Origin of the sequence: Mycobacterium sp. IEC1808, assembly GCF_002101935.1 — a bacterium.
Lineage (GTDB): Bacteria > Actinomycetota > Actinomycetes > Mycobacteriales > Mycobacteriaceae > Mycobacterium.
The window spans coordinates 120,926-147,239 of the sequence record NZ_LQPV01000028.1; the positions used below are offsets into that span (position 1 = coordinate 120,926).

Consider the following 26,314-nt stretch of genomic DNA (forward strand, 5'->3'; position numbering starts at 1 on the left):
CGCTGCTCGGAAATTCGGGGGTGCTCGGGATAGGCTCTCGCTATGCCTAAGCACCGCAGCGCCGCCGCCATACCCGCCCTATTCGCGGTGGGTTGCGTCGCCTTGGTGGGCGCGTGCGCATCGCCCCAGCACGCCTCGTCGGTCCCCGGCACCACTCCGGCGGTGTGGACCGGGTCGAGCGCGCCGACGGCCAGTGCGGGCGCCGAGGGCGATCAGCAACAGCAGCCCGCGGGCCGCAGCATCATCACCCGGCTGAAGGGACCCGACGGGGTCGAGGTGGCGACCGCGAAGTTCGATTTCAGCAACGGCTACGCCACCATCACGATCGCGACGAGCGGCGCCGGCCACCTCGCGCCGGGGTTCCACGGCGTACACATCCACAAGGTCGGCAAGTGCGAGGCCAATTCGACGGCCCCGACCGGCGGCGCGCCCGGCGACTTCCTGTCCGCCGGCGGGCATTTCCAGGCGCCGGGGCATTCCGGGTCACCGGAGAGCGGCGACCTGACCTCGCTGCAGGTCCGCAAGGACGGGGTCGGGATGTTGGTGACGACCACCGACGCCTTCGCCATGGAGGACCTGCTGACCGGCGAGAAGACCGCGATCGTGATCCACGCGGGCGCCGACAATTTCGCGAACATCCCATCGGATCGCTACAACCAGACCAACGGAACGCCGGGCCCCGACCAGATGACGATGACGACCGGTGACGCCGGCAAGCGGGTGGCGTGCGGTGTCATCGGTGCCGGCTAGCAGGTCCCGCGCTCACATCGATTTCGCCCGCTCACCGCGGCCGACCATCGGCGTGGAATGGGAATTCGCGCTCATCGACGCGCAGACCCGCGACCTGAGCAACGAAGCCCCCGCCGTGATCGCCGAGATCGGCCAAAACCCGCGCGTGCACAAGGAATTGCTGCGCAACACCGTCGAGGTGGTCAGCGGCATCTGTGAATGTTCCGCGGAGGCGATGCAGGACCTGCGCGATACCTTGGGCCCGGCCCGCAAGATCGTCCGCGACCGCGGCATGGAGCTGTTCTGCGCGGGCACCCACCCGTTCGCCAAGTGGTCCGCGCAGAAGCTCACCGACGCGCCGCGCTACGCCGAGCTGATCAAGCGCACCCAGTGGTGGGGCCGGCAGATGCTGATCTGGGGAGTTCATGTGCACGTTGGGATCTCGTCGGCCAACAAGGTGATGCCGATCATGACGTCGCTGCTCAACTACTACCCGCACCTGCTCGCGCTGTCGGCGTCGTCGCCGTGGTGGGCCGGGGAGGACACCGGGTATGCGAGCAATCGCGCGATGATGTTCCAGCAGCTGCCGACGGCCGGTTTGCCGTTCCACTTTCAGACCTGGGCCGAGTTCGAAGGCTTCGTCTACGACCAGAAGAAGACCGGCATCATCGACCACATGGACGAAATCCGTTGGGACATCAGGCCTTCGCCGCACCTGGGCACACTCGAGGTGCGGGTGTGCGACGGCGTGCCCAACCTGCGTGAGCTCGGTGCGCTGGTCGCGTTGACGCACTGCCTGGTGGTGGACCTGGACCGCCGGCTGGACGCCGGCGACTCGTTGCCGATCATGCCGCCGTGGCATGTCCAGGAGAACAAGTGGCGCGCGGCGCGATACGGCCTGGACGCGGTGATCATCCTGGACGCCGAGAGCAACGAGCGGCTGGTCACCGAGGACCTCGACGATGTGCTGACCCGGCTGGAACCGATTGCGAAGTCGCTGCATTGCGCCGACGAACTGGCCGCGGTCTCCGACATTTGCCAAAGCGGGGCGTCATACCAGCGGCAGCGGCGGGTGGCTGAGGAGCACGACGGCGACCTGCGCGCGGTCGTCGACGCGCTGGTGGCCGAGCTGGACATTTAACATCATGGCGGATCCCGAAACCCTTGAGCTGGCGATGTTTCCGCTGGAGTCGGCGCTGCTACCCGACCAGGAGTTGCCGCTGCGCATCTTCGAGCCCCGTTACGGCGCGTTGGTGCGGCGCTGCCTCGACCGCGACGAACCGTTCGGCGTCGTGCTGATCGCGCAGGGCCGCGAGGTCGGCGGCGGCGAGGCGCGCTGTGACGTCGGGGTCCTGTCGCGCATCGACGAACACGCCGACCACGGCACCGGCCGGTACGCGCTGCGCTGCCGGACCGGTGAGCGGATCCGGGTGCGCCAGTGGCTGCCCGACGACCCGTATCCGCGCGCGATAGTGACGCGCTGGCCCGACGAACCGGGCGACCCGGTGTCCGGCGCGCAGCTACACGAGCTCGAGGATCGGGTGATCGCTCTGTTCGAACGGATCGCGGAGGCCCGCGACGCCCGGCTGCCGGGCCGCGAGGTGCTGCTGGGCTACCGGGAGGGCGACGCCGCCGACGCCGGACAACGCCTGCTCGCGTTGGCATCTCGCATCCCGATCGGCGCCGCCGATCGCTATGCCGTGCTGTCGGCGCCGTCGGCCGCCGATCGCTTCGCCGCGCTCAGCGAGGCCGTGGACGCGCTTGCCGACATGGTGGAGTTCCAGCTGTCAGAGTAGGGGGCAAGGCGATGAGCGCCGACATGACGATCGACATCGAGGCGGGCGTGGCGGTGCTGACGCTGAACCGCCCCGAACATCTCAACGCCTACACCGCCGAGATGGGCGCGCTGCTGAGCCGGGCCTACCGCGACTGCGACGCCGACGACGACGTCCGCGCCATCGTGGTGACCGGTGCGGGCAGGGCGTTTTGCGTCGGCGCGGATTTCTCGGGCAACATCTCGCCGTTCGACGCCCCGTCGGACCGCGACGCGTTCTCGGCGTCACCGATCGACCCGGCCGCCTTCGAGTTGCGCAAGCCGGTGATCGCCGCGCTCAACGGTCACGCGATCGGGATCGGCCTGACGATCGCGCTGCAGGCCGACATCCGTCTGGTCGCCGAGGACGCGAAATACGGTGTGGTGCAGGTGCGCCGGGGCGTGATCCCCGACTGCATGTCGCACTGGACGCTCGCGCACCTGGCCACCCTGGGGGTGGCCGCCGAGGTCCTGCTCACCGGGCGCACCTTCACCGGCGCCGAGGCGGTGGCGCTGGGCGTCGCGAACCGGGCGCTGCCGTCCGAGCGAGTGCTCGAGTCCGCGGTGGAGATGGCCCGCGACATCGCGGCCCACGTGGCGCCGATGTCCGCGGCGTTGTGCAAGCGGCTGCTGTGGGACAGCGCCATCCACAACTACAGCCCGCGAGAGGTCGCGTCGCTGGAAACCCAGCTGCACCACCGCGTGATGGGCACCGCCGACGCCCGCGAGGGCGTCACCGCGTTCCTGGACCGGCGGCCGCCCCGATTCAGCTCGCGGCTCTCGGCCGACTGGACGCCGCTGCCCGAGCCGTGAATCAGGCCCTGTCACATAGCTTTTCGGACAGGAGCCACCAGTCCGCCGCGCGCCGTTCGTCGCGCGCGTAGGGCGCGACCGCGTCGCTGATCCGGCAATCTTCCAGGTACAGCGCGCCTTTGTCCGCAAGCTCGGGGCTGACGACGGCCCACACCTGGGTGGCCGCGCCCTGTTCGGGCGTGGCGAGCTCCAGGGAGCCGTCGCTCGATTCGCCGCGGGCGGCGGCGCGGGCGGCGACCATCGTGCGTAACTCGGAGAAGTCGGCGCGGGACATGTAGCGCGCCAGGGAGGTGGCCACGGTGCCGGGGTGGACGGCGTAGGCGCGGATGCGCGAGCCCCGCAGCCGCCGGTCCGCTTCGATCGCGTGCAGGATGTTCGCCGTCTTGGACGCGCCGTACGCGACGAACTTGTCGTAATCCCGTCGCTCCCAGTTTGGGTCGTCGAAGTCGACGTCTCCCATGACGTGCCCGCCCGAGGACAGGATGACGATTCGCGCGCTCCCGGCGGCGGCCAGTTGAGGGATCAGCAGTCGGGTGAGTTCGAAGTGCCCGAAATGGTTTGTGCCGATTTGTGTTTCGAAACCGTCGGCGGTCCGGCCGAACGGGGTGAACATGACGCCGGCGTTGTTCATCAACACGTCTATCACCGGCGCGATGTCGCGGATCGCGCCCGCCGCCGCGCGGACGCTGGCCAGCGCCGTGAGGTCGAGCGCCACCGTCGAGGCCCGGGCGCCGGGCACCTCGGCCTCCACCCATCGGGCCGTCTGCGCCAGGGCGCCGGGGTTGCGCGCCGCCAGGACGACGTGCGCGCCGGCGGAGGCGAGCGCGCGTGCGGATTCGCGGCCCAGCCCGGACGACGCGCCCGTGATCACACATGTCTTGCCGGACAACTCGATTCCGTCGACGACCTGCAGGGCGGTGCGGCGTTCGCTCATGCCCGATGACAGTAGCTGCTAGCGCGCGGGGTTGAGCTCCAACGGGAGGTCGGTGGCGGGCTCGGCCGCCGCGTGTCCGTTGCGGATGGCGAGGCCGCCGACCGCGGCGCCGACGAAGAACAACGCCGCGCTGACGCCCATGAGCCGGGCGAAGCTGGCGTCGGTGAGCCGGTTGGCGGTGATCACTCCCACGCAGGCCACCGCGATCAGCGCGGAGGTACGCCCCGTCGCGTTCTGTATCGCGGCGGCGATTCCGCTGTGCGCGGACTTGACGGCGGACAAATTGACCACGGTCAGGGGGGTGACGGCAAGGACCATGCCGACGGCCAGCACGATCCGGCCCGGCAGCACGTCGGTGAGGGCGTGCAATCCGTGCGCGGTGGGGCGAATGAGCAGCAGCCCGAGCCCGGCCAGCGCGGGGCCCGCCATCAGGAAGATGCGCGGTCCGATCCAGGCGGCCATGCCGCCGACGCCGCGGGCGAACAGCAACGACATGATCGGGCTGGGCAGCGTGATCAGGCCCGAGGCGGTGGCCGAATACCCCGCGACCTCCTGCAGGTACAGCGCGATCGCCAACGAACCCATCGTGATGCCGCCGTAGACGAACGCGGTGACCAGGTTGGCCCCGGCGAAGTTGCGGGCGGCGAACAGGCTCAACGGCACCATCGGGTGGGGCGTGCGGCGCTGCCACGCCACGAACGCCAGCAGTGCCGCGATGCCCACCGCCAACGCCGCCCTGACCAGTGCGTCGGCCCAGCCCCGCCGGCCCTGTTCGATCAGCGCGTACACCGTGGCGGCCAGCCCGACCGCCGACAGCGCTGCGCCGACCATGTCGAGGGGCGCGCGTCCGGACGGTCCGGGAATCCCGCGCAGCCAGTACGTCAACGCAAAGCCGACGGCCACGGGAACCGCCGACAAGACGTAGATCCAGCGCCAGCCCAGAAAGTCCACGGCCAGCCCGCCGAGCAGCGGCCCCACCGCGAAGGCGGTTCCGGTCCAGGCCGTCCACGATCCGATCGCGGCCGGCCGGTCGGCCGGCTCGAACGTCGAGTTGATCAGGGCCAGCGAGCCGGGCACCAGAAACGCGCCGCCCAGTCCCTGGACGAGGCGCCCGGCGATCAGCATCGACGGGGTGCCCGCGGTCGCCGCCATCACCGAGCCGACCCCGAAGGCCGCCAGCGCCAAGCGCATCACCCGTATCCGACCGAACAGGTCGGAGATGGCACCGCCGGGCAGGACCATGGCCGCCACGGCCAGCAGGTAGCCGTCCACCACCCACTGTTGGGTGCACATGCCCCCGCCGACGTCGCGCCCCATGGCCGGCAGGGCCAGGTTCACGACGGTGCCGTCGAGGAATACGACCGCCGAGACCATGATCGCCACCGTCATGACCCGCGTCGTCGGGGCGACATCAGGGAACTTCACGAAACCGGTCCTGCTCTTCTGGTGAGGTTGTCGGATGCCTGTTTGTAGGCATCCGGGTTACACCAATTCGGACGAACGAAGGGGCCAAACGGTTCAGGTGTGTGCCGCAACGCGTTTCACGAGCCCCGGCGCCACGGCCCGATGCAGCGGGCCGACCGCGGCCCACACCGCTCGGGCGGCGAGGCGGTTGTAATGCACGCCGGTGATGAGCATCACCCGGCCGTCCCGGCGCCGCAGCGTCAACCGGCCGCGGATGAGCGGCCCGCCCGACGTCAGCACGATCTCCTCGCGATCCGAACGCGTGATCGGCCAGCCGATGATGTGGTCCGGCGAGGAGTACGGACCCAGGCGAAGCCTCAGCACGTGGCGGTGGATGCAGCGCACGAGGTTACCGCCCGCACCCGGCCTGCGCCCCACCGCGTCGCGGAGCGTCTGTTCGGCGGTGCGTGAATCACCTTGCGGGATAGGGGCCTCGAAGACGTCGGCATAGTCGGCCTCGCTCCCGCCGAGCGCCGCCGCCGCGATGCGTTTCAGCACCCTGCGCACCACGATTCGGTGTGCGCCGGTTCCGATGACGAGCGCGCGATAGGCCTTGCCGTGGATGCCGGGGAAGGCCGCCCAGGTCGCGGAGCGCACCCGGGTGCCGGGTGCCACGTCGTCCAACTCGAACACCCACCGGTAGATCGCGAACGGGTGGCGGCCCTTGAGCGCGAACAGCTCCGGGCGCCGCGCCTCGTCCAACACGAAGCCCGTCGGCACGGTCGACGGGTCGAGCGGGTCGCGGCACATCACCCGCAGCAGCGCCGACCACGTGTCGGCGCGATTCGCGGGCACGGTTATGGCATGCTCATCGATATAGGGTAATCGTTCCATATAGAAGGAATGTACTAGATCATGGCGCCTCCGCGGAAGCACGAAACCGATGTGATCCTGGACGCAGCCCGGGCGCTGGTGCTCGACGGGGGACCGCGGGCGGCGAGCGTCGCGGCGATCTCCGAGGCGAGCGGCGCGCCCGCCGGCACGCTGTATCACCGGTTCGGCAATCGCGACGGCATCCTGACGGCGGCGTGGCTGCGGGCGCTCGAACGTTTCCAGGCGCGGGCGCTGGCCGCCGAGGGCGAGACGGCCATCGACACGGCGGTGGCGATGGCCGTGGCCGCCGTCGGATTCGCCCGCGAGCTCCCCGAGGACGCCCGACTGTTGTTGACTATCCGGCCCACCGACCTGCTCGACGACGAGCCCGACGCGGCGTTCCGGGAGACGCTCGCCACGATGAATGCGCCCCTGACCCAACGGCTTTCGGATCTGGCGAAGCAGCTGTACGGAAGACGCGACCGGCGATCGGTCGACGCCGTCGCGCGCGCGGTGGCCGACCTGCCGTATGCCGTCGTCCGCCGCCACGCGCACGACGAGCCGATGCCACCCTGGCTGGAGGCCGACGTCGCGGCGTCGGCCCGCGCGGTGTTAGAGCGTTTTGCCGAACGCGCGTAGGGACTCCACCTGCGCGGGGTCCAGCGACGGGCGGACGGTCTTGCGCGCGGCGTCGAGGTCGGCGGCCGTCACGTCGGAGGCGTCCAGGGAGCGTCGCATGGCGGTCAGCGCGGCCTCCCGCAGCAGCGCGACGCAGTCGGCGGCGCTGTAGCCGTCGAGCGAGGCGGCCACCGCGTCGAGGTCGACGTCGTCGCTCAGCGGGATGGACTTGCCTGCGGTGCGCAGGATTTCGCCGCGGGCCGCGGCGTCGGGCGGTTCGACGAATACCAGCCGCTCCAGCCGGCCCGGGCGCAGTAGCGCCGGGTCGATCAGGTCGGGCCGGTTGGTGGCGCCCAGCACGACAACGTCGCGCAGCGGGTCGATGCCGTCGAGCTCGGTCAGCAGCGCGGCCACCACCCGGTCGGTGACGCCGGAGTCGAAGCTCTGCCCGCGCCGCGGCGCCAGCGCGTCCACCTCGTCGAGGAACACCAGTGACGGCGCCGAATCGCGAGCCCTCCGAAAGAGTTCCCGCACAGCCTTTTCCGAGCTGCCCACCCACTTGTCCATCAGCTCGGAGCCCTTGACCGCGTGCACGGACAGCTGTCCCGTGCTGGCCAGGGCGCGGACGATGAACGTCTTGCCGCAGCCGGGCGGGCCGTACAGCAGCACGCCGCGCGGGGGATCGACGCCCAGCCGGGCGAAGGTGTCGGGGTGCTGCAGCGGCCACAACACCGCTTCAGTCAGGGCCTGGCGGGCCTCGGCCATGTCGCCGACGTCGTCGAGCGTGACGTTACCGACGGTCAATTCCTCAGTGGCCGAGCGGGACAGCGGCCGGATGACGGTCAGCGCCCCGACGAGGTCGTCCTGATTCAGCTTCGGTGGCTGCCCGTCGGCGCTGGCCCGCGACGCCGCCCGCAGCGCGGCCTCGCGCACCAGCGCGGCGAGGTCGGCGACGACGAAACCCGGTGTCCGCCGGGCGATCTCGTCGAGATCGAGATCGCCGGTGGGCACCGGTTTGAGCAGCGCCTCCAGCAGCGCCTTGCGGGTGGCGGCGTCGGGCAGCGGCAGGCCCAGTTCCCGGTCGCACAGGTCGGGGGCGCGCAGCCGGGCGTCGAGCTGGTCCGGGTGGGCGGAGGTGGCGATCAGCGCGACGCCCCCGGTGGCGACGGCGGCGCGCAGCTCGCCGAGGATCAGGGCGGCCACCGGCTCGGCGGTGGCCGGCAGCAGCGCGTCGACGTCGGCGATCAGCAGCACGCCGCCGCCGTCGCGAACCTTCTTCACCGCCGCGGCAACGGTTTTCAGCCGGTCGTCGGCGGCCAGCGCGCCCACCTCCGGGCCGTCGAGCTCGACCAGTCGGCGGCCGTCGCACACCGCGCGCACCAGCGTCACCTTGCCCACGCCGGCCGGGCCCGACACCAGCACACCGAGGTTGGTGCCGGCGCCCAGGCTCTTGAGCAGGTGCGGCTCGTCGAGCGAGAGCTTGAGCCACTCGGCGAGTTTGGCGGCCTGCGGCTGTGAGCCCTTGAGCTCCTCGACGAGGATCTCCGGGGTGCCGGTGGGCAGCTGCTCGTGCGGGCCCCCGGCGGCCGGGACCCCGGTTCCCCAGCTGACCAACGAGTTCGGCTGCACGCTGACCGGCCCCTCCGGGTCGACCTCGGTGACGGTCAATAGCTCCGAGGTCCAGCTGATCCCGACGGCCGAGGCCAGCGCGCGGGTGGCGGCCGACGTCGACGTCCCGGGACCCAGGTCGCGCGGCAGCAGCGACACGGCGTCGCCGACGGTCATCACCTTGCCCAGCAACGCCTGTCGCAGCGTCACCGGCGTGATCGAGGTGGTGGCCATCGACGAGCCGGACAGCGTCACCGACCGCGCGCCGTAGACGGTGACCGCGCTGACGATCACCGCGGTGCCCTCGCGCAGCCCGGCGTTGGACAGCGTCACGTCGTCGAGCAGCACGATGCCGACCGGGGTGTCCGGGCCGGCCAGCCCGACGACGGCCGCCGTCGTCCGCGATCCGGTCAGTGACACCGCGTCCCACTCCCGGATGCCAAGGGCGGCAACGGCATTGGGGTGGATACGGACGACGCCGCGGCGGGAGTCTACGGCGGAGGTGTTCAGCCTGGCGGTGAGCGTGAGCTGACTGCCGGAGGCCGGGATCATCGCAGGCGCCCGCCCGGCTTGCGCAGCCCCAGCCGCGTCATCGACCGGCGGCTCGGCTGCGCCCGGCGGTCCGCGCGCCGCACCGCGCGGCGTTCCTTGGGCTTGTCGTCCCATACCTCGGGGTGTTTGGCCAGCCAGCTCTTGGTGCGCACCGCGAACGGCACGTGGCACAGGTAGGCGATGATGATCACCCAGATCAGGATGTAGGGCTGTAGCACCGCGGCCGCCGCGACGGCCGCGAGCACCGCCAGCAGGGGAACCGCCCAGTTAGGCGGAATCGCCACGGTGTGCAGCTTCTTCATCGGGATCGCGCTGACCATCAGCATCGACGTCCCGGTGATCCAAACCGCGAGGAACCACACCGACGTCCACCAGCCCTCGCCGAACTGCAACTTCAGGGCGATCGTGCCGATCATGGAGACCGCGCCCGCCGGGGCGGGCATCCCGACGAAGAATTCATGCTGGTAGGCGTGCTGGGTTTCGTCGTCCTGCTGCGCGTTGTACCGGGCCAGGCGTAGCACGACGCACACCGCGTACAGCAGCACCACCGCCCAGCCGACCGGCCACTTCGACAGCAACATCACGTAGACCACCAGGGCGGGTGTCACCCCGAAGTTCACCGCGTCGGCCAGGGAGTCGATTTCGGCGCCGAGCCGCGACTGGGCGCCCAGGATGCGGGCGACCCGTCCGTCCAGCGCGTCCAGGATCGCCGCCGCGGCGATCAGCGCCATCGCGGGAATCGGCTTGCCGTCGAGGGCGAACTTGATCGACGTCATGCCCGCGCAGATGGACAGCACCGTCATCGCGCTGGGCAACAGTTGCAGGCTCGCGGTTCGCCGATCGCGGCGCTTGTCCGTCATCGCAGTTCGGCCAGAACGGTCTCGCCGGCCACCGCCCGCTGGCCCACCTTCACCAGCGGCTCCGTCCCGGCCGGGAGGTAGGTGTCCAGCCGGGAGCCGAATCGGATCAGGCCGTAGGTGTCGCCGATCGACAGCTTGTCCCCGGAGCGGGCGTCGCAGACGATGCGGCGCGCGAGCAGTCCCGCGACCTGCACGGCCACCACGTCGGCGCCGGTGTCGGTGCGGATGCGCAGGCTGGTGCGCTCGTTCTCGGTACTCGCCGCGGGCAGGTCGGCCGACCCGAACCGGCCCGGCCGGTGCTGCACGTCGATCACCTCGCCGCTCACCGGGGCCCGCTGCACGTGGGCGTCCAGGAGCGACAGGAAGATGCTGACCCGCGGCAGCGGCGCCTCGCCCATGCCGAGCTCGGCCGGCGGGGCCGCCTCGTCGATCACGCAGATTTCGCCGTCGGCGGGGGCGACGACGGCGCCGGGCCGCGAGGGCGGCACCCGCGGGGGATGGCGGAAGAATCCGGCGCAGGCGCCGGCGGCCAGCAGGCCCGCCCGGCGCAGCCAGCGGTGGTTTCGCCCGGCCAGCGCCACGCCCAGGCCGGCGGCGATGAACGGCCGCCCGGCCGGGTGCACCGGCGGAATGGCGGAACGCACCAACTCGAGGGCGTGCTGGGGGCTGAAGGCCGGGTCCTCGGCGGTCGGGCCGACGGTTTGGGGGCGTCTTGCCACGGCGGCCATCTTACGGACTACGTCAGGTCCCAGACCGCCAGCTTGGTCCCCTCGGATACCTCGACGACGTCCTCCGGGATGTCCAGCAGCCCGTTCGCCGACGCCAGCCACCGCAAATGGTGGGAGGCCGGCGGCCCGTAGCTGGTGACGGTCCCCGCTTCGCTGTCGAGGATCGCCCGCCGGAACTGACGTTTGCCGCGCGGCGAGGTCAGCGATTCGGCGAGGACTGCGGGTCGGTGCGGCCGCTCGGGGTCGGGCAGGCCCATCGCCCGGCGCAGCGCGGGGCGGATGAACACCTCGAAGGACACCAGCGCGCTGACCGGGTTGCCCGGCAGCGTGACGATCGTCGTGCCGGCCACCCGCCCGATGCCCTGCGGCATGCCCGGCTGCATCGCCACCTTGACGAACTCCACCCCCTGGTCGCCGTCCCGCCCGAACGCGTCCTTGACTACCTCGTAGGCGCCTGCGCTGACGCCGCCGCTGGTGATGATCAGGTCGCAGTCGCCCGCGTAGCGATCGAGGATCGAACTGAACTGTGCGACATCGTCTTCGGCGGTCGCGACGGCGATCACCTCGGCGCCGGCCTCTCGGGCGGCCCCGGCCAGCATGATCGAGTTGGACTCGTAGATCTGTCCCGGCCGCAGCGGCGTTCCCGGCGCCACCAGCTCGGACCCCGTCGACATCACCAGAACACGTTGACGCGGAACCACTTTGAGATCCGCCATGCCCAGCGCCGACGCCAGGCCGAGCACCGCCGGCGTGACCACCTGTCCCCGGCGCAGCACGGTGGTGCCGGGCGCGACGTCCTCGCCGGCCCGCCGGATGTGCGCGCCCTCCGGACGCGGCGCCCGGATCGCCACCGCCTGCACGCCGCCGTCGGTGTCCTCGACCGGCACCACGGCCGTCGCCCCGGCCGGCAGCGGCGCGCCCGTCATGATGCGGTGCGCCGTTTTCGGTTGCAGCGTCAGCTCGTCGATGCGCCCGGCCGGAATGTCCTCGGCGACTTCCAACAGCACGGGGTGCTCAAGCGTGGCGCCCGCGACGTCCTCGGCGCGCACCGCGTATCCGTCCATCGCGGAGTTGTCGAAGACCGGCAGCGCCAGCGACGAGACCACGTCGTCGGCCAGCACCAGCCCCTGGGCCTCGGCCAGCCCGACCGCGACCGCCGGGCGGGCGCGGATCATCTCCGCTACGACTCGCTGATGCTCCTCGACAGACCGCACCCGGCCATTATCGGCCCTCCCCGATCGGCGGCCGCCGACGTAAGGTTGAGAACGTGATTACCGGGTTGGCCCACGCCGGGGTGTGCGTGCCCGACTGCGAGGCCGCGGTGGCCTTCTACCGAGACGTATTGGGCCTGCGTGTGCTCTCGCCGCCGTACGTCATGAGCGGTAATGCCATTCGCGAGGACATGGGCGAGCTGGTCGCCGACCCGAGCATGAAGGCGGCCATCGTCGGGTTTCCGGGCGACGGCGATCGGGTGCTCGAGGTGATCGAATACCTCAACGCCGACGGCCTGCCTGCCGAGCGGCTCCTGACCGATCACGGTCTTTCGCACGTGGGCCTGATCTGCGAGGACCTCGACGCCACCCGCGCCGAGCTGGAGCGCAAGGGGGTGCGCTTCCTGGTCAGCGGGATCGCCGACGTCGCCCGGGTGCGTACCACCTGGTTCGTCGACCCCTGGGGCGTGGTGTTCATCCTGGTGGAAAAAAGCCGGGCCGAGCGACCGTACTTCGCGCAATACGGGGCGTGATGCCCCGAAAAATCACAGTCGGGATCATCGGCGCGGGTGCCGGCGGCATCGCGATGGGCATCCAGCTGGCCGACGGTGGCTATGACTTCACCATCTTCGACCGCGCCGACGGATTCGGCGGAACCTGGCGGCACAACACGTTTCCGGGCGCGGCCTGCGACGTGCCCTCGCACCTGTACTCGTATTCGTTCGCGCCCAACCCGCGGTGGAGCAAGACCTACGCCAATCAACCCGAGATCCTGGCGTACCTGGAGAAGGTCGCCGTCGACCACGGGCTGGCCTCGCATCTGCGCCCGCACACCGAGATCACCACGGTGCGCTGGTCCGACCGGGAGCGGCGCTGGACGCTGGGCACCGAGGACGGCGCCGAACACCACTTCGACGTCGTGGTCAGTGCCGTCGGGATGCTCGACGTGCCCAACATCCCCGACATCCCCGGCGCGCGACGCTTCCGCGGGCGCCAATTCCATTCGGCGCGTTGGGATCACAGCAAGCCGACGGCCGGGGAGCGGGTCGCGTCCATCGGAACGGGCGCCAGCGCCATCCAGTATGTGCCCGCGATCGCGCGAGACACCGCGCACCTCACCGTGTTTCAGCGGACACCGATCTGGATCGCGCCGCGGTTCGACTTCCCGTTCACCCCCGAGCAGCACGCGGAGTTCGAGCGCCACCCCGAGACGGCGCGCAAGCTGCGCGACGAGGCCTTCGACGCCTACGAGTCATCCGACTTCGGCGTCGACGCCGCGCAGACGCGCGAGGCGACAGAGCTGGCCCGCAGTTATCTGATGCGCAAGGTCGCCGACCCCGAGCTGCGCGCGAAGCTGACGCCCGACTACCCCGTCGGCTGCAAGCGGCCGCTGATGTCGCGCGATTGGTACCCGACGTTCGCCTTGCCCAACGTCAGCCTGGAGACGACGGCCATCGCCGAGCTGACCGAGCGCGGGGTGCGCACCGTTGACGGCGTCGAGCACCGCGTCGACACGGTCATCTACGGCACCGGGTTCAAGGCGGCCGACTACCTGTCGAGCATCGACGTGTACGGGTCGGGCGGGCGCCACCTGCGCGACGAGTGGAGCGGGGGCGCGGAGGCCTACCTCGGCACGCTGATCGCCGGGTATCCGAACTTCTTCACGCTGTACGGCCCGAATACCAACGGCGTCAACTCGATCCTGTACATCCACGAGGCGCAGACGACGTTCGTCCGCCACATCCTCGACGTCATGGGTGATCGCGGCGCGCGCACGATCGAGGTCACATCCGCGGTTCAGCGGCGCTACAACGACGAGATCCAGGCCGCCATGGTCGGCAAGGTCTGGCTCGCCTGCACCAACTACTTCCGGCACCCCAGCGGCAAGGTCGTCACCCAGTTGCCCTACAGCGGCCGGACGTTCTTCGAGCGGACCCGCGAGCTGGTCGACGGCGATTACCGATTCGCCTGCTAGCGGCCGGCGCGTCCCGATGGCGGTGAACCCGGCGCACCCCGCGCTCGCCCCGGTGCCGGGCCGGCGCTCCAATTCCGGCCTGCCCCAAGGCGCTTGGCGCCGGCGATGCCGGCCGGCTGCCCTGCCTTAGCCGCTTGACCCGCTCCGCTGCCCTGATCGGGGCGCTGCGCGCCATCTCGATCTTGGTCCGCGCCCACGCCGCTTCCCGCTTCGACTGCGGCTTCTTAGCCTGCACGGCCAAACCCTACGTCGCAGCCGGGGCCCGCATCGCGGCCCGGCACCGAATGTTCGCCCACCATTAACCCGGCTACTGCACCCAGTAGTTGTCGTGGCGAATGAACCACTCCCGGCGTTCGTCGTCGGTCATGTCGGCCAGCGCCGCGAGGCCCTCGAAGTAGGCCTCGCGCGGCGCGCCGGGCGCGAACAACATCAGGACCGAGGCCGGCGCGTCCGCCTCGTTGCGGAAACCGTGGACGCCGCCGGGCGGGACGTAGAGGAAGTCGCCCTGGTGGCCGTCGACCCACTCGTTGCCGTCGAAGAGCTTCATCGTCCCGGACAGGACGAAGAACGCCTCGGACATCGCGCGGTGATAGTGCGCCGGGGGGCCGCCGCCGGCCGGCGCGATGTCGACCCGGTACAGGCCGTAGTCGCCGTCGGTGGCCTGCTGATTGGCCAGGTAGTGGTACTTCGTCCCGGAGGTCTCGTAGTCCGGTGGCGAGTCGGCTCGCCTGAGCCAGGCGCTGATCTCCGGTTCGTCCTTGGTGTAGCGGGGCGGCGGATATGGGGGCACGACGAGGGACACGTTTTCCAGCTTGCCAGTTAGCATCGCCGGTGTGGAGGGGCGGACCGACGACGAACAACGGCGCGTGGAACGGCTTCTCGACGCCCAGGCGAAGGCATCGCAACTGTTCGACGAGATCGAACGGCGCAGCATGATCCGCCCGGGCGTCGGCGAACAGGAGTTGTCCGACGACATCGCCCGCCTCGCCGAGGACATGCTCGGCGTGACCCGGCACTGGCATCGCCGGATCGTGCGGGCCGGCCCGAACACGTTGCAGCCCTTCAAGGAACACCCGCCGGACCGCGCGATCGCCGAGGACGACATCGTCTTCCTCGATCTGGGACCCATCTTCGAGGAGTGGGAGGCCGACTTCGGGCGCACGTTCGTGTTGGGCGACGATCCGCAGAAGGTAGCCGTCCGCGATGCGCTGCCGCGGGTGTGGGACGCCGGGCGTCGCTATTTCGACGACCACCCGGATGTCACCGGCGCCCAGCTGTTCGACTATGTCGTAGGGGCGGCCCGCGCGGCGGGCTTCGAGTGGGGCAGCCACATCGCGGGCCACCTGCTGGGCGAGTTCCCGCACAAGAAGATCGCCGGCGACGGGGTCGAGTGGTACATCAAGCCCGGCTCGGGCAAGCCGATGCGGCGCACGGACCCGACCGGCCGCCTTTGCCACTGGATCCTCGAAATCCATCTGGTCGATCGGGTTCGCGGCTTCGGCGGGTTCTACGAGCAGCTGCTCGATGTCTAATCCAGCGGATAGACGACCCCGGTGAGCTCCTCGGAGACGGCCCACAGCCGCCGCTGCGTGTCGACGTCGTGCGACTTCGCGCTGGAGCCCACCAGCTTGGGGTAGCCGCGCATCTCGCCGAAGCCGTCGGGCCCGTAGTACTGGCCGCCGAGCACACCCGGGTCGGTCGCGGCGCGCAGCGTCGGAAGGGCGCCCGTGGCGGCGTCCTGCGAGATGAGGCTGAACAGCGGAGTCACGATGCGCTCGGCGAGCGGGGGAATGTTGCGCGTCAATTCGGTCCGCGACCCGCCGGGGTGGGCGGCGGCGGCGATCGTCGTCCCGTGCGGCGCGAGCCGCCGCTGCAGCTCGTAGGTGAAGAGCAGGTTGGCCAGCTTGGCCTGCCCGTAGGCTGCCACGCGGTTGTAGCTGCGCTCCCACTGCAGGTCGTCGAAGTGGATGTCGGCCAGGATGCGGTGGCCCATGCTGCTGACGGTGACCACCCGCGATCCGGCGACGGGCAGCAGCCGGTCCAGCAGCAGGCCGGTGAGCGCGAAGTGGCCGAGGTGGTTGGTGCCGAACTGAAGCTCGAAGCCGTCCTTCGTAGTGGACTTCGGCGTCCACATCACACCCGCGTTGTTGATCAGCAGGTCGATGCGGTCGTGCGCGGAGCGCAGCTGCTCGGCCGCGGCGCGGACCGATTCCAGCGACGTCAGGTCCAGCTCCTGCAGCGCCACATCGGCCTGCGGGCTCGTGGCGGCGATCCGGGCGGCGGCGTCCTTGCCCTTCTCCAGGTTCCGAACGGCCAGCACCACATGCGCGCCGTGGGCGGCGAGGGCCAGGGCGGTCTCGTAGCCCAGTCCGGTGTTCGCTCCAGTGATGACGGCGACGCGACCGGTCTGGTCGGGAATGTCCGCGGCGGTCCACTTGGCCATGGGAAAGCTCCTAAACTAGTAAGGTAAACGGGGCGAGCGCTCCGGTTGTTCTTTACTATACGGAACGCGCGCCCCGCTTTGTCAACCGACTCGAGGTGAACTTATGGCGCAACCCGCGCGACCGCTGCGCGCCGACGCGGCGCGCAACCGGGCGCGCGTGTTGGAAGTCGCCTACGAGACGTTCGCGGCCGAGGGCCTGGCGGTGCCGATCGACGAGATCGCCCGGCGTGCCGGGGTCGGGGCCGGCACGGTCTACCGGCACTTCCCGACCAAGGAGGCGCTGTTTCTGGCCGTGATCGAAAACCGGATGCAGCGCCTCGTCGACGACGGGCGCGCCCTGCTGGAGTCCGAGGGGCCGGGGGAAGCGCTCTTCACCTTCCTGCGCTCCATGGTGTTGCAGTGGGGCGCGGCGGACCGTGGCCTGGCCGATGCGCTGGCCGGCTACGGAATCGACATCGCCTGCGCCGCCCCCGAGGCCGAGGACGCGTTCAAGGCCCTGCTCGGCGAGCTGCTGCGTGCCGCGCAGCAAGCGGGCACCGCGCGGCGCGACGTCGACATGCGGGATGTGAAGGCGATCCTGGTCGGCTGCCAGGCGATGGAGGCGTACGACTCCGCGCTGGCCGGGCGGGTGACCGACGTCGTCGTCGACGGTTTACGCGCGCAGCGATAACGCCGGGCCGTTCTTGCACTCGGCATAGGCGAGTGCTAAGAATGACGTTGGCACTCGCCACCGGTGAGTGCTAGGTCGGGACGGTGAGACCAGCTAGGTCGTCCGTCGCGGGCACTGCACCCGGCCAGGACGTGTCATCCCCTATCCGGAGGAATCACTTCGCAATGGCCAAGACAATTGCGTACGACGAAGAGGCCCGTCGCGGCCTCGAGCGAGGCCTGAACAGCCTTGCCGACGCGGTAAAGGTGACGTTGGGACCCAAGGGCCGCAACGTCGTCCTGGAGAAGAAGTGGGGTGCCCCCACGATCACCAACGATGGTGTGTCCATCGCCAAGGAGATCGAGCTGGAGGACCCGTACGAGAAGATCGGCGCCGAGCTGGTCAAGGAAGTTGCCAAGAAGACCGACGACGTCGCCGGTGACGGCACGACGACGGCCACGGTGCTGGCCCAGGCCCTGGTGAAAGAGGGCCTGCGCAACGTCGCGGCGGGCGCCAACCCGCTCGGCCTCAAGCGCGGCATCGAGAAGGCCGTCGAGAAGATCACCGAGACCCTGCTGAAGTCGGCCAAGGACGTCGAGACCAAGGAGCAGATCGCGGCCACCGCGGCCATCTCCGCGGGCGACCAGTCGATCGGCGACCTGATCGCCGAGGCGATGGACAAGGTCGGCAACGAGGGCGTCATCACCGTCGAGGAGTCCAACACCTTCGGCCTGCAGCTCGAGCTCACCGAGGGCATGCGGTTCGACAAGGGCTACATCTCGGGCTACTTCGTCACCGACGCCGAGCGTCAGGAAGCGGTCCTGGAGGACCCCTACATCCTGCTGGTCAGCTCCAAGGTGTCGACGGTCAAGGACTTGCTGCCGCTGCTGGAGAAGGTCATTCAGGGTGGTAAGCCGCTGCTGATCATCGCCGAGGACGTCGAGGGCGAGGCGTTGAGCACCCTGGTCGTCAACAAGATCCGCGGCACCTTCAAGTCGGTGGCCGTCAAGGCTCCCGGCTTCGGTGACCGGCGCAAGGCGATGCTGCAGGACATGGCCATCCTCACCGGTGGTCAGGTCATCAGCGAAGAGGTCGGCCTGTCCCTCGAGACCGCCGACATCTCGCTGCTGGGCAAGGCCCGCAAGGTGGTCATCACCAAGGACGAGACCACCATCGTCGAGGGCGCCGGTGACCCGGACGCCATCGCCGGCCGGGTGGCCCAGATCCGCACCGAGATCGAGAACAGCGACTCCGACTACGACCGCGAGAAGCTGCAGGAGCGCCTGGCCAAGCTGGCCGGCGGTGTTGCGGTGATCAAGGCCGGCGCCGCCACCGAGGTGGAGCTCAAGGAGCGCAAGCACCGCATCGAGGACGCGGTCCGCAACGCCAAGGCGGCCGTCGAGGAGGGCATCGTCGCCGGTGGCGGTGTGGCCCTGCTGCAGGCGGCACCGGCCCTGGACGAGCTCAAGCTCAAGGGCGACGAGGCGACCGGCGCCAACATCGTCAAGGTGGCGTTGGAGGCTCCGCTGAAGCAGATCGCCTTCAACTCCGGGCTGGAGCCCGGCGTTGTCGCCGAGAAGGTCCGCAACTCGAAGGCCGGCACCGGCTTGAACGCCGCCACCGGCGAGTACGAGGACCTGCTCAAGGCCGGCGTTGCCGACCCGGTGAAGGTGACCCGTTCGGCGCTGCAGAACGCGGCGTCCATCGCGGGGCTGTTCCTGACGACCGAGGCCGTCGTGGCCGACAAGCCGGAGAAGGCGGCCGCTCCCGCGGGCGACCCGACCGGCGGCATGGGCGGCATGGACTTCTAGTAAGTCAACGAAAAAGCCCGGTCCCTCGAAAACCCGAGGGGGCCGGGCTTTTTTCGTGTCCGGTGATTGTGAAGCTACGGCTTTCAGTGTGAACCCATGGCGGGATTCCGGCGATTTTTCCGCCGTGGTTTCACCCTCAACGCCCTGAGCACACACTCGACGCCGCGGCGCGCGAATCAGGCCGGCAGCGAGAACACCACGCAGTCGTGCAGGCAGCCCTTGGCGACGCTGGGGGAGTCGGCCTCGCGGTGCAGCAGCGCGCGCTCCGGGACGACGCCCAGGCGGACCGTGTCGTCGTCCGACTCGGTCACCTCGGCGCTGCCGTCGACGATCAGCGAGTAGCCCCCGGGCTCGCGCGGGGGCCACAGCAGGGTGACGTCGCGGCGGTGGGCCAGGTTGGTGCGCGTGCGGCCGCCGATGAGCCCGACGTCGAGGACCGCGCCGTCATGCAGCCGCGGCTCGACCGTCACGGTGTGCACGCGATAGTCCTCGCCGACGGTGATCAGATAGGCGAACGGGAAGTCCGGGAGCGCCGCGGCCAGCCGCTTGACGTCGACCTTTTTCTTCGTGCGCATGGCTTCGAGGATAGGCCGCTAGTCGGTTAGGAGCGGTTCCCTGGTCCCGGGGTCGGGGACGTCGGGACCGCGCTCGCCCTTGTTGAAGAACCCGGAGCTGGGGATGTTGGACTCCCGGCCGGTCAGCGTCCGCACACCCGGGTCGGCGTTGCCGGCGGCGAAGAAGCCCGACGGTGCGGTCGCGCCAGTCGTGGTCCGCAGGGCCGGCGGGGTGGGCGTGGGACCACCCGCCGCGCTGACCGAGGAATTCGCGTGGCCGGCTTCGAGGCCGCTGGCGAGGGCGCTGGCGTCGGCCGGCGCCGCGAAGCTCGCGTTGCTGAGCAGGCTCGATCCGGCGACCGGGGCCAGGCCGCCGGTCGACGCGCTGACCGAGTTGAGCAGACCCGAGCTGAGGTTGGCCGCGCTGACGCCGCCCGTCATGTAGTGGCTGGAGTTGAGCGCCTCCGCGCTGCCCAGCCCGTTCTCCTGGAAGAAACCGGTGTTGGCGGTGCCGGTGTTCAAAACGCCGGCATTGACCGACCCGGAATTCAGCAAGCCGGTATTCGAGACGCCCGAATTCCCGATGCCGAAGTTGCCGCTGCCGGAGTTGAAAAAGCCGATGTTGCCGGTGCCCGAGTTGAACAACCCGATGTTGCCGCTGCCCGAGTTGAAGCCGCCGAAGCCGATCTGATTGCTCCCGGTCAGCCCGATCCCGAAGTCGTTGGTGCCGCTGTTGCCGAAGCCGAAGTTGTTATTTCCGAGGTTGCCCAAGCCGAAGTTGTTGTTACCCGAATTGCCGGAACCGACATTCAGGCTGCCGCTGTTTCCGAAACCGATGTTCGAATTGCCCATCGTTATGGGGCCAAAACTCATTCGGCCGTTGGCGAAGCTGAAACCGAGCTTCTGCAGGACCTGCTGCCACGGCGCCAATTGTGCGACGGCCGAGGACGCGTCGGCGTGGTAGCCGAACATCGCGGCGACGTCGGTTGCCCACATCGCCTCGTAGGCCGCCTCGGTGTCCATGATCGCGGGGATGTTGAAACCGAACCAGTCCGTGGCCGCCAAGGCCTGCACCAGGGCGCGGTTGGCCGCCACCACCGCGGGCTGCACAGTGGCCGCGACCGCCGTCTCGAACGCGGCCGCAATGGCCGCGGCCTGGCTCGATGCCGCCTCGGCCTGCGCGGCCGCGGCGCTGAGCCAGCTCACATACTGCGTCGCCACGGTCATCATCGCGGCCGCCGACGCGCCCTGCCACGAACCGTTGGCCAGATCGTTTGTCACCGAGAAGAATGACGAAGCCGAAGACGCCAGATCCTCGGCCAACCCATCCCATGCGGCGGCCGCAGCAAGCAGCGGCGCCGCCCCGGGACCGGCGAAGATAAGTGCCGAGTTGATTTCTGGCGGCAACCACGCAAAATGCGGGCTTGTCACTAACCCAACTTAACCGGGAAGGGCCGCCCTTCGTGGCGTTATCGACCAGGTACCGGAATAGGCTTTCGGCCCCGGACCAACTTCCCTGGCCGCGCGGCGGTCGGAACGCCATTTTCGGCAATTATTTCACCGGAAACCACCGTTGTCACATATCCTTCAGCGGTCTGGTCCAGTCTCCGCCCCCCGGCGGGTAGGTCGTGCCGGATTACGGGTTTGTGCAGCCGCAGAGCGGCGTGATCGATGACGTTGAGATCGGCCTTGTAGCCGACGGCAATCCGGCCGCGGTCGCCCAGCCCTGCGACGCGGGCCGGCACGGAGGTCAGCTCGCGCACGGCCTCCGGCACCGTGAACCGCCCGGACTTGCGGTCGCGGGCCCAGTGGGCCAGGAAGTACGTCGTGTAGCTTGCGTCGCAGATCATCCCGTAGTGCGCGCCGCCGTCGCCGAGTCCGAGCACGACGTCGTCGCGGTGCAGCAGTTCGCCGACGGTGTCCAGCGTGTTGCCCTGCAGGTTGCTGGTCGCGACCAGCAGCATGGCGCGGCCGTCGTCGTCGAGCAGCCGGTCGTAGGCCTCCTCCATCGGGTCCACCCCGCGGGCGCGGGCGCGGGCCCCGACGCTGGTCGACGGGTCGGGCTCATAGTCGGGGTTGTCGCCCAACGGGAAGATCCAGTCCCACATCTGGGCCACGTACAGGATGGGGTGGCCGACGCCGGGCTTGTCCGCGAGGATGCGGGCCCGGACCTCCGGCTTGCGCATCTCGGCGACCCGCTCGGCCAGCGGCAGGTGCGCGATCTCGCGGTAGCTGGGGTAGAGCACGAACGGGTTGGCGGACAGTTGCAGCCCGATGATCAACCCGATCGGGCGGGGCAGCAGCTGCGCGGTGACCTGCGGCTCGTCCCCGGCCGTCCTCGAGTTGGCCTTCTCGATCATGGTGATGGCGTCGGGCCACGTCGGGTCGCCCGCGTTGGCGACGACCAGCGTGAACGTGACCGGCAGCCCGACGTCCTCGGCCACGTCGAATACCGTCTGCAGGACGGGCTGGTAGCCGCCGGCCGGGATGTCCGGCACGAACTGGAGCAGGCCGCCGCCGCCGTCGACCACGCCCCGGGCGATCTCTTCGATCTCCTCGCGGGCGGCGTCGTAACTCGGTATGGGAGAACCGCTTTCGGTCTTGTGGATCGTCAGCCGCGACGACGCGAAGCCCAGCGCGCCGACCTCGATCGCCTCCTTGGCCAGCGCCCGCATCTTGGCCAGGTCTTCGGCCGTGGCCGGATCGCGGTCGGCGCCGCGCTGACCCATCACGTACACGCGCAGCGGCGAGTGCGGCAGATAGGCGGCCACGTCGATATCGCGCTTGCCCGCGTCGAGCGCGTCCATGTATTCGGGGAAGGTCTCCCAATTCCACGGCAAGCCGTCGGTCATGACGACGCCGGGAATGTCCTCGACCCCGGCCATCACGTCGACCAGCACGTCGTGGTCCTCGCGGCGGCACGGCGCGAACCCGACCCCGCAGTTGCCCATCACCACCGTGGTCACCCCGTGCGCGGAGGACGGCGTCAGCCGCTCCGACCAGATGGACTGGCCGTCGTAGTGGGTGTGCAGGTCGACGAAGCCGGGCGTGACCAGCAGGCCGGTCGCGTCGATCTCCCGCGTGGCGCCATCCCCGTTCACGGACCCGACGGCCGCGATGACGCCGTCTTTCACCGCCACGTCGCCGACGTACGGCTCACCGCCCAGCCCGTCGACGATGCTGCCGTTGCGGATGATCAGGTCGTAGGTCATCTAAATAATCTCCTACTTTAACCGTTTGAGCAGGTCAAACGCATGTTGTGTGCCCGAGAGTACCGCGAAGGTAGGGCCAATGAACTGGGAAAATGGGTTTGGACGTGTCCATTGGACACAACGTCCAGGGTCCGAAATTAGCGCCCACCACTGGAGCCTAACTCCGCGCACATGCCAACCTCCTGGCTTATACAGCATCAATCCGGACAAGGGCGGCATTGAACGCCCGGCGTGTCCTACCGCATTCCGTCGGCCAAGGCTGGCAAGCTGGAGCGGATCGTTCGAACGTACGGTCGAAAGCAGGAAGGAAAATGTTATGGCAGTAAAGGTCACGTTGGTGGGCAACAAGGTGGAGAAGTTCGACCACGAAGACGCCAACTACGACGAGAGGCGCGACGGCAAGCTGGAGGTCGACCAGGGCGATGGGAACACCAAGCTCTACCGGGAGAACACCTGGGTAGCCGTTGAGGGCAAGAAGAAACCGTTCCAGATCCCTTTTGCGTGACATCCAACGCCAGAACCCCCGTGCCTCGTCGTGGTAGGCGCGGGGGTTCTGGCGTTGGAGTCACCCATGTCAGTGTCGGTGCACCCAGCGCATTGCTTATACCGCATCAAGCCGATCCGGGGCGGCATTGACCGCCCGCCGCGCGTCCTACCGCGTTCACTCATACGTGCCTGCCACGATGGAGCCGCCACCCGAGACGAAGGTCCAACGAACCTCGAAGGCCCGGAGATACTGAATTCGCATGACAGAAGAAGAATGGAATCAGACACCCGCCGCGCAGGCTGTTCTTACGTACACCAACTTCATGATGAGCGTCGTGATGAACATCATTGGTGGTGCACTGGGAGGACTGGTTACCAAGGGATTGAGCTGGTTGGCCAAAAAGAAGGCCGAGAGTGCTGGCGCAACGCCCGAAAGAATCTCATCGGTCCTAGACCCACTCCGTGAGGATTCGCTCCGCAACGCACTGGTCCTGATCGCTTCATGGAGTGCCTTCGAGGCTTGCATCGAAGACTTCTGCAAGGGCGTCTTGCAGGCCGACATGTCGATAGTCGGCAATGAAAGATTTGAAAAAATCAAGATCCCGGTCGCGGAACTTGTTGCACCGCAGGAAGAAATGCTCGACAACGTCTACCAAGCCATGGACGTTCACGTGGGTAGGAAAGCAGGTACTAATCGGTTTGAGGAGCTTTTGGGACTGTTGGGACTTGGTGGGCAGATCGCAAAGGAGATCAAAAGCAGCTTCTACGCGGCGCAGATGGTCAGGAATGTCTGGGCGCACAAGGCGGGGATCGCAGACCGCAAATTTGTTAGTGAGGCCCCCCACCTCGGTTATGTTCAAGGGGATTTGGTCTCGATCACTTTCGACCAGGTTAACGAGTACGTGACCGCGATATTGGTATACGCCCAGATTGTTATGAACCGACATCGCGCCAAGTGCGGGCTTGGCCCCGCGCCTATGGGCGGTGACGGCCCGAATCATCCCCTTATCGACGCCTACCTCGGCATGTACCCATCTCTTCAGCCGTCGGGCGAAGCGGCACCGCCCGCAACCTAGTCGTAGATAGGTACGCGTCCGGTGGCTGTGACACCCGAAACCATTATTTACTAACGACAAAGACCCCCAAGGTCAGGAGACAACCGTGAGGGTCTTTGGTGCTGCAGCCACCGTTCCGAGGGAACTGCGCACTGGTTGCCGAGGAAGACGGCTCGGCAAGTTTGGGTGGCCCCGTCCGCCCTCTCTCACAAAGGCGGCGGGGCCGTGGCGCGGGTTAATGACTCCCCTCGCCGACCGCTGGGCATGGCAGGGGCCTTACTTCCTTGCGCCAGTGGCGCACTCAGCGGTGTTGCTTGGTGCCCTCGCTTGGCGACAACCACGAGGGCAGGTTTTTAGTTGGCTTGGTACTCAACCCAACGGAAACGCAGCGGTCGTCCTGACAGGCTGTGAGCGTCAGGCCACAGGCTCGGGCCGATCACCCTTAGGCGCATACCGCCAACCTGCAGAATGTCGTTGGGCTGCAGCGTGATACCGCTGGCGATGGGGTAGCCCACCATGCCTGCCGTGCTGACCACGTCGCCGCGTAGACCGCTATCCTGAGCCACGCTGCGGGTTGATCCGCTGTCGCCGCCGATGATGACACGAATGGTGCCGATTGAGACCGCATCGTCTCGCACGACATTCCCATCCCCATCGATGGGGTCGCCGTCATCGTTGAACGCTGCGGCCCGAAAGACGTTGGCGCTCAGCATCACAGCGCCGTAACGCGGAGCGAATCGAGGACCAGTGTCTCGCCGACAGTGAAGCCGGTGAACGCGCTCGCGTACGAAATCGTGCTGGGCCCTTCGGTTTCGGTGTAGCTCAATCCTGTCACATTGGATAGGAGTCGAGCGCTAGCCGACAGGATCACCGATCGCGCCGCAGGTCCAGGTGCGCCAGCGGTGAAACCTTGGCCCCTGGTGTACGCGGCGACGAACGCACCGATGAGGGACAGCACCGCTTCTGCCTGCTCCGCATTGACGTTGCTGCCCAACAGTGTCTGCAAGTCAGCCGCTGTTGGTGCGGCCATGGTTAGCTCGACTGGGTGATCAGGTTGACGGCCAGCGGGGTGGTAAGCACCACGTCGTAGCGGCTGACGCAGCGGATCCCGATTGTGTCGTAGTCGCCGAACGTCTCGGTAAGTACGGTCACCTGCGCTGAGATGTCGCGACCGACCCAGATCTTCGAAGTGTCCAGGATGGCGACAGCGTTCGCCGGGACGGCTGTGGTGGTGACCACGGGGTATTCAAAGAGCTGCTGCGTGCCAGCGGCGAACGCGGCGGATGGATCGAACACGTAACGGTTGTCAGTGGTCGATACCTTGATCTTGCGGAGGGCCGCAAACGTGGTGGGACGCATGACGAGAACGGATGGCGTCACGTACTCTTCGGCCATCGCCGCAAGCGCGTCGATCAGCACGTCAGGGTCGGTCAGCAGGTCGGCGCTCGTGGAGATGGTGATGCCGGCGGCCTTGAGGATGCCGGTCACGGAATTCGAGGTGCCAGCCCCATTCCACAGGTTCGCATCCAGAACGACGGCCTGGTCCTCGGCGATGCGCTGCTGCAGCACCGACTGAATGTTCAACTGCGCCATACGGATCAGCTCGTTGCTGACCTTGGTAATTCCCTTAAGCGAAAGTCGCTCGGTAGGCATTAGCGTCAGTTCGTCCAGGTCCACGTCCTGGTCGGCGATCAGTGCCCCCGGTGCGGTGAACGCGGCTGCCGGGGAGCTGGTGCCAGCCTTCGGAATGCGCAGTGGTGCGGCGGTGTCAACGACGGTGATTCCGGGCAGGCTGAGAAATGTGGACTTCTGCTGCAGTGGGGCCTGGACAGCGTCCGATAGCTGAGAGTTGATCGCGGCCAGATTGGCCGATGGAATGGCAATAGCCATGGTTGAATGTCTCTCTGAAACAAGCGTTTACAGCGCAAGCGACTAGGGCATCAAGCCCTGCATTGCGGCGGACATCGGTCCGATAGAATGAGCATC

28 protein-coding genes are annotated in these 26,314 nt (G+C 68.6%); 13 read left to right on the plus strand and 15 right to left on the minus strand.

What is annotated here, in order from left to right; translation table 11 throughout:
* The first annotated feature begins 42 nt into the window (after positions 1-42).
* The 4 genes from AWB92_RS17050 to AWB92_RS17065 are packed head-to-tail and all read left to right on the plus strand — an operon-like array spanning position 43 to position 3,355.
* Positions 43-750 (plus strand): superoxide dismutase family protein, encoded by a 708-nt coding sequence (locus tag AWB92_RS17050; RefSeq protein ID WP_085187574.1) that lies wholly within the window; start codon positions 43-45, stop codon positions 748-750.
* Positions 740-1,870: a glutamate--cysteine ligase gene (locus tag AWB92_RS17055; RefSeq protein WP_085187577.1), complete on the plus strand. Its 1,131-nt coding sequence runs from the start codon at positions 740-742 to the stop codon at positions 1,868-1,870. Before AWB92_RS17050 ends, AWB92_RS17055 begins: the two co-directional genes overlap by 11 nt.
* A gap of 4 nt (positions 1,871-1,874) precedes the next feature.
* The gene (locus AWB92_RS17060) at positions 1,875-2,525 is read left to right on the plus strand and encodes an LON peptidase substrate-binding domain-containing protein (protein ID WP_085187580.1); all 651 of its coding nucleotides are present in this window, start codon (positions 1,875-1,877) and stop codon (positions 2,523-2,525) included.
* An 11-nt stretch (positions 2,526-2,536) separates the two neighbouring features.
* The gene (locus AWB92_RS17065; protein ID WP_085187583.1) at positions 2,537-3,355 is read left to right on the plus strand and encodes an enoyl-CoA hydratase-related protein; all 819 of its coding nucleotides are present in this window, start codon (positions 2,537-2,539) and stop codon (positions 3,353-3,355) included.
* A 1-nt stretch (position 3,356) separates the two neighbouring features.
* Here the strand turns inward: AWB92_RS17065 and AWB92_RS17070 are convergent, their stop codons facing one another.
* From AWB92_RS17070 to AWB92_RS17080, 3 genes are all read right to left on the minus strand, one after another.
* Positions 3,357-4,289 carry an SDR family NAD(P)-dependent oxidoreductase gene (locus AWB92_RS17070; RefSeq protein WP_085187586.1) on the minus strand — a complete coding sequence of 311 codons (933 nt, stop codon included), beginning with the start codon at positions 4,287-4,289 and terminating at the stop codon, positions 3,357-3,359.
* An 18-nt stretch (positions 4,290-4,307) separates the two neighbouring features.
* Positions 4,308-5,714, minus strand: coding sequence for an MFS transporter (locus AWB92_RS17075; RefSeq protein WP_241523490.1), 1,407 nt, complete (start codon positions 5,712-5,714; stop codon positions 4,308-4,310).
* A 93-nt stretch (positions 5,715-5,807) separates the two neighbouring features.
* Positions 5,808-6,587 carry a DUF2867 domain-containing protein gene (locus AWB92_RS17080; RefSeq protein ID WP_085187592.1) on the minus strand — a complete coding sequence of 260 codons (780 nt, stop codon included), beginning with the start codon at positions 6,585-6,587 and terminating at the stop codon, positions 5,808-5,810.
* Positions 6,588-6,608: 21 nt separating this feature from the next.
* Here AWB92_RS17080 and AWB92_RS17085 point away from each other — a divergent pair, with 21 nt between their 5' ends.
* Positions 6,609-7,205 (plus strand): TetR/AcrR family transcriptional regulator, encoded by a 597-nt coding sequence (locus AWB92_RS17085; protein ID WP_085187595.1) that lies wholly within the window; start codon positions 6,609-6,611, stop codon positions 7,203-7,205.
* Here the strand turns inward: AWB92_RS17085 and AWB92_RS17090 are convergent.
* From AWB92_RS17090 to glp, 4 genes are read right to left on the minus strand one after another with little or no spacing between them, the layout of a single operon-like run.
* Entirely contained in the window at positions 7,179-9,344 is a 2,166-nt protein-coding gene (locus tag AWB92_RS17090) for an AAA family ATPase (protein WP_085187598.1), read from the minus strand. The genes AWB92_RS17085 and AWB92_RS17090 overlap by 27 nt on opposite strands.
* On the minus strand, positions 9,341-10,204 hold the full coding sequence (gene pssA, locus AWB92_RS17095; protein ID WP_068181407.1) for a CDP-diacylglycerol--serine O-phosphatidyltransferase: 864 nt from the start codon (positions 10,202-10,204) through the stop codon (positions 9,341-9,343). Before pssA ends, AWB92_RS17090 begins: the two co-directional genes overlap by 4 nt.
* Positions 10,201-10,923, minus strand: coding sequence for a phosphatidylserine decarboxylase (locus AWB92_RS17100; protein WP_241523492.1), 723 nt, complete (start codon positions 10,921-10,923; stop codon positions 10,201-10,203). The genes pssA and AWB92_RS17100 overlap by 4 nt, the downstream gene beginning before the upstream one ends.
* Before the next feature lie 17 nt (positions 10,924-10,940).
* On the minus strand, positions 10,941-12,146 hold the full coding sequence (gene glp / locus AWB92_RS17105; RefSeq protein WP_085187605.1) for a gephyrin-like molybdotransferase Glp: 1,206 nt from the start codon (positions 12,144-12,146) through the stop codon (positions 10,941-10,943).
* Positions 12,147-12,199: 53 nt separating this feature from the next.
* Here glp and AWB92_RS17110 point away from each other — a divergent pair, with 53 nt between their 5' ends.
* The 3 genes from AWB92_RS17110 to AWB92_RS29830 all read left to right on the plus strand — a co-directional run bounded on the left by AWB92_RS17110 (position 12,200) and on the right by AWB92_RS29830 (position 14,420).
* Complete coding sequence (locus tag AWB92_RS17110; protein WP_085187608.1) at positions 12,200-12,676, plus strand: VOC family protein; 477 nt, start codon at positions 12,200-12,202, stop codon at positions 12,674-12,676.
* The gene (locus AWB92_RS17115) at positions 12,676-14,118 is read left to right on the plus strand and encodes an NAD(P)/FAD-dependent oxidoreductase (protein WP_085187611.1); all 1,443 of its coding nucleotides are present in this window, start codon (positions 12,676-12,678) and stop codon (positions 14,116-14,118) included. Before AWB92_RS17110 ends, AWB92_RS17115 begins: the two co-directional genes overlap by 1 nt.
* 134 nt (positions 14,119-14,252) lie before the next feature.
* Entirely contained in the window at positions 14,253-14,420 is a 168-nt protein-coding gene (locus tag AWB92_RS29830; protein ID WP_156766762.1) for a hypothetical protein, read from the plus strand.
* 5 nt (positions 14,421-14,425) lie between these two features.
* Here the strand turns inward: AWB92_RS29830 and AWB92_RS17120 are convergent, their stop codons facing one another.
* Complete coding sequence (locus AWB92_RS17120; protein ID WP_085187762.1) at positions 14,426-14,920, minus strand: cupin domain-containing protein; 495 nt, start codon at positions 14,918-14,920, stop codon at positions 14,426-14,428.
* Positions 14,921-14,951: 31 nt separating this feature from the next.
* Between AWB92_RS17120 and AWB92_RS17125 the strand changes: the two genes are divergently transcribed.
* Positions 14,952-15,650, plus strand: a complete 699-nt coding sequence (locus AWB92_RS17125) for a M24 family metallopeptidase (protein ID WP_085187613.1) — start codon at positions 14,952-14,954, stop codon at positions 15,648-15,650.
* On the opposite strand, the gene AWB92_RS17130 is transcribed toward AWB92_RS17125, so the two are convergent.
* Positions 15,647-16,561, minus strand: a complete 915-nt coding sequence (locus AWB92_RS17130; RefSeq protein ID WP_085187616.1) for an SDR family NAD(P)-dependent oxidoreductase — start codon at positions 16,559-16,561, stop codon at positions 15,647-15,649. The genes AWB92_RS17125 and AWB92_RS17130 overlap by 4 nt on opposite strands.
* 103 nt (positions 16,562-16,664) lie before the next feature.
* On the opposite strand from AWB92_RS17130, the gene AWB92_RS17135 reads away from it, so the two are divergent.
* The gene (locus tag AWB92_RS17135; protein WP_085187619.1) at positions 16,665-17,231 is read left to right on the plus strand and encodes a TetR/AcrR family transcriptional regulator; all 567 of its coding nucleotides are present in this window, start codon (positions 16,665-16,667) and stop codon (positions 17,229-17,231) included.
* Between the two features lie 164 nt (positions 17,232-17,395).
* Complete coding sequence (gene groL / locus AWB92_RS17140; RefSeq protein ID WP_068111372.1) at positions 17,396-19,021, plus strand: chaperonin GroEL; 1,626 nt, start codon at positions 17,396-17,398, stop codon at positions 19,019-19,021.
* 176 nt (positions 19,022-19,197) lie between these two features.
* Here the strand turns inward: groL and AWB92_RS17145 are convergent, their stop codons facing one another.
* The 3 genes from AWB92_RS17145 to AWB92_RS17155 are packed head-to-tail and all read right to left on the minus strand — an operon-like array spanning position 19,198 to position 22,787.
* The gene (locus AWB92_RS17145) at positions 19,198-19,596 is read right to left on the minus strand and encodes a hypothetical protein (protein ID WP_085187622.1); all 399 of its coding nucleotides are present in this window, start codon (positions 19,594-19,596) and stop codon (positions 19,198-19,200) included.
* An 18-nt stretch (positions 19,597-19,614) separates the two neighbouring features.
* Positions 19,615-21,006: a PPE family protein gene (locus tag AWB92_RS17150; RefSeq protein WP_085187625.1), complete on the minus strand. Its 1,392-nt coding sequence runs from the start codon at positions 21,004-21,006 to the stop codon at positions 19,615-19,617.
* Positions 21,007-21,044: 38 nt separating this feature from the next.
* Positions 21,045-22,787, minus strand: coding sequence for an amidohydrolase family protein (locus tag AWB92_RS17155; RefSeq protein ID WP_085187627.1), 1,743 nt, complete (start codon positions 22,785-22,787; stop codon positions 21,045-21,047).
* A 316-nt stretch (positions 22,788-23,103) separates the two neighbouring features.
* Here AWB92_RS17155 and AWB92_RS17160 point away from each other — a divergent pair, with 316 nt between their 5' ends.
* Together AWB92_RS17160 and AWB92_RS17165 are read left to right on the plus strand one after the other, a co-directional pair.
* Positions 23,104-23,292 (plus strand): hypothetical protein, encoded by a 189-nt coding sequence (locus AWB92_RS17160; protein ID WP_085187629.1) that lies wholly within the window; start codon positions 23,104-23,106, stop codon positions 23,290-23,292.
* 241 nt (positions 23,293-23,533) lie between these two features.
* A complete protein-coding gene (locus AWB92_RS17165) occupies positions 23,534-24,349 on the plus strand; it encodes a hypothetical protein (RefSeq protein WP_085187632.1) in 816 nt (271 codons plus the stop codon).
* A 332-nt stretch (positions 24,350-24,681) separates the two neighbouring features.
* Here the strand turns inward: AWB92_RS17165 and AWB92_RS17170 are convergent, their stop codons facing one another.
* The 3 genes from AWB92_RS17170 to AWB92_RS17180 are packed head-to-tail and all read right to left on the minus strand — an operon-like array spanning position 24,682 to position 26,218.
* Positions 24,682-25,041: a hypothetical protein gene (locus tag AWB92_RS17170; protein WP_085187635.1), complete on the minus strand. Its 360-nt coding sequence runs from the start codon at positions 25,039-25,041 to the stop codon at positions 24,682-24,684.
* On the minus strand, positions 25,041-25,358 hold the full coding sequence (locus tag AWB92_RS17175) for a hypothetical protein (protein ID WP_085187638.1): 318 nt from the start codon (positions 25,356-25,358) through the stop codon (positions 25,041-25,043). Before AWB92_RS17175 ends, AWB92_RS17170 begins: the two co-directional genes overlap by 1 nt.
* A 2-nt stretch (positions 25,359-25,360) precedes the next feature.
* Positions 25,361-26,218 carry a phage major capsid protein gene (locus AWB92_RS17180; protein WP_085187641.1) on the minus strand — a complete coding sequence of 286 codons (858 nt, stop codon included), beginning with the start codon at positions 26,216-26,218 and terminating at the stop codon, positions 25,361-25,363.
* Positions 26,219-26,314: the final 96 nt, after the last annotated feature.

Coding starts and splice junctions, on each gene's coding strand:
- pssA (WP_068181407.1), bottom strand. CDS start 10,204: ATGACGGACAAGCGCCGCGATCGGCGAACCGCGAGCCTGCAACTGTTG.
- AWB92_RS17130 (WP_085187616.1), bottom strand. CDS start 16,561: ATGGCCAAGTGGACCGCCGCGGACATTCCCGACCAGACCGGTCGCGTC.
- AWB92_RS17065 (WP_085187583.1), top strand. CDS start 2,537: ATGAGCGCCGACATGACGATCGACATCGAGGCGGGCGTGGCGGTGCTG.
- AWB92_RS17060 (WP_085187580.1), top strand. CDS start 1,875: ATGGCGGATCCCGAAACCCTTGAGCTGGCGATGTTTCCGCTGGAGTCG.
- AWB92_RS17175 (WP_085187638.1), bottom strand. CDS start 25,358: ATGGCCGCACCAACAGCGGCTGACTTGCAGACACTGTTGGGCAGCAAC.
- AWB92_RS17115 (WP_085187611.1), top strand. CDS start 12,676: ATGCCCCGAAAAATCACAGTCGGGATCATCGGCGCGGGTGCCGGCGGC.
- AWB92_RS17085 (WP_085187595.1), top strand. CDS start 6,609: ATGGCGCCTCCGCGGAAGCACGAAACCGATGTGATCCTGGACGCAGCC.
- groL (WP_068111372.1), top strand. CDS start 17,396: ATGGCCAAGACAATTGCGTACGACGAAGAGGCCCGTCGCGGCCTCGAG.
- AWB92_RS17170 (WP_085187635.1), bottom strand. CDS start 25,041: ATGCTGAGCGCCAACGTCTTTCGGGCCGCAGCGTTCAACGATGACGGC.
- AWB92_RS17080 (WP_085187592.1), bottom strand. CDS start 6,587: ATGGAACGATTACCCTATATCGATGAGCATGCCATAACCGTGCCCGCG.
- AWB92_RS17155 (WP_085187627.1), bottom strand. CDS start 22,787: ATGACCTACGACCTGATCATCCGCAACGGCAGCATCGTCGACGGGCTG.
- AWB92_RS17165 (WP_085187632.1), top strand. CDS start 23,534: ATGACAGAAGAAGAATGGAATCAGACACCCGCCGCGCAGGCTGTTCTT.
- AWB92_RS17135 (WP_085187619.1), top strand. CDS start 16,665: ATGGCGCAACCCGCGCGACCGCTGCGCGCCGACGCGGCGCGCAACCGG.
- AWB92_RS17160 (WP_085187629.1), top strand. CDS start 23,104: ATGGCAGTAAAGGTCACGTTGGTGGGCAACAAGGTGGAGAAGTTCGAC.
- AWB92_RS17050 (WP_085187574.1), top strand. CDS start 43: ATGCCTAAGCACCGCAGCGCCGCCGCCATACCCGCCCTATTCGCGGTG.
- AWB92_RS17070 (WP_085187586.1), bottom strand. CDS start 4,289: ATGAGCGAACGCCGCACCGCCCTGCAGGTCGTCGACGGAATCGAGTTG.
- AWB92_RS17180 (WP_085187641.1), bottom strand. CDS start 26,218: ATGGCTATTGCCATTCCATCGGCCAATCTGGCCGCGATCAACTCTCAG.
- AWB92_RS17090 (WP_085187598.1), bottom strand. CDS start 9,344: ATGATCCCGGCCTCCGGCAGTCAGCTCACGCTCACCGCCAGGCTGAAC.
- AWB92_RS17145 (WP_085187622.1), bottom strand. CDS start 19,596: ATGCGCACGAAGAAAAAGGTCGACGTCAAGCGGCTGGCCGCGGCGCTC.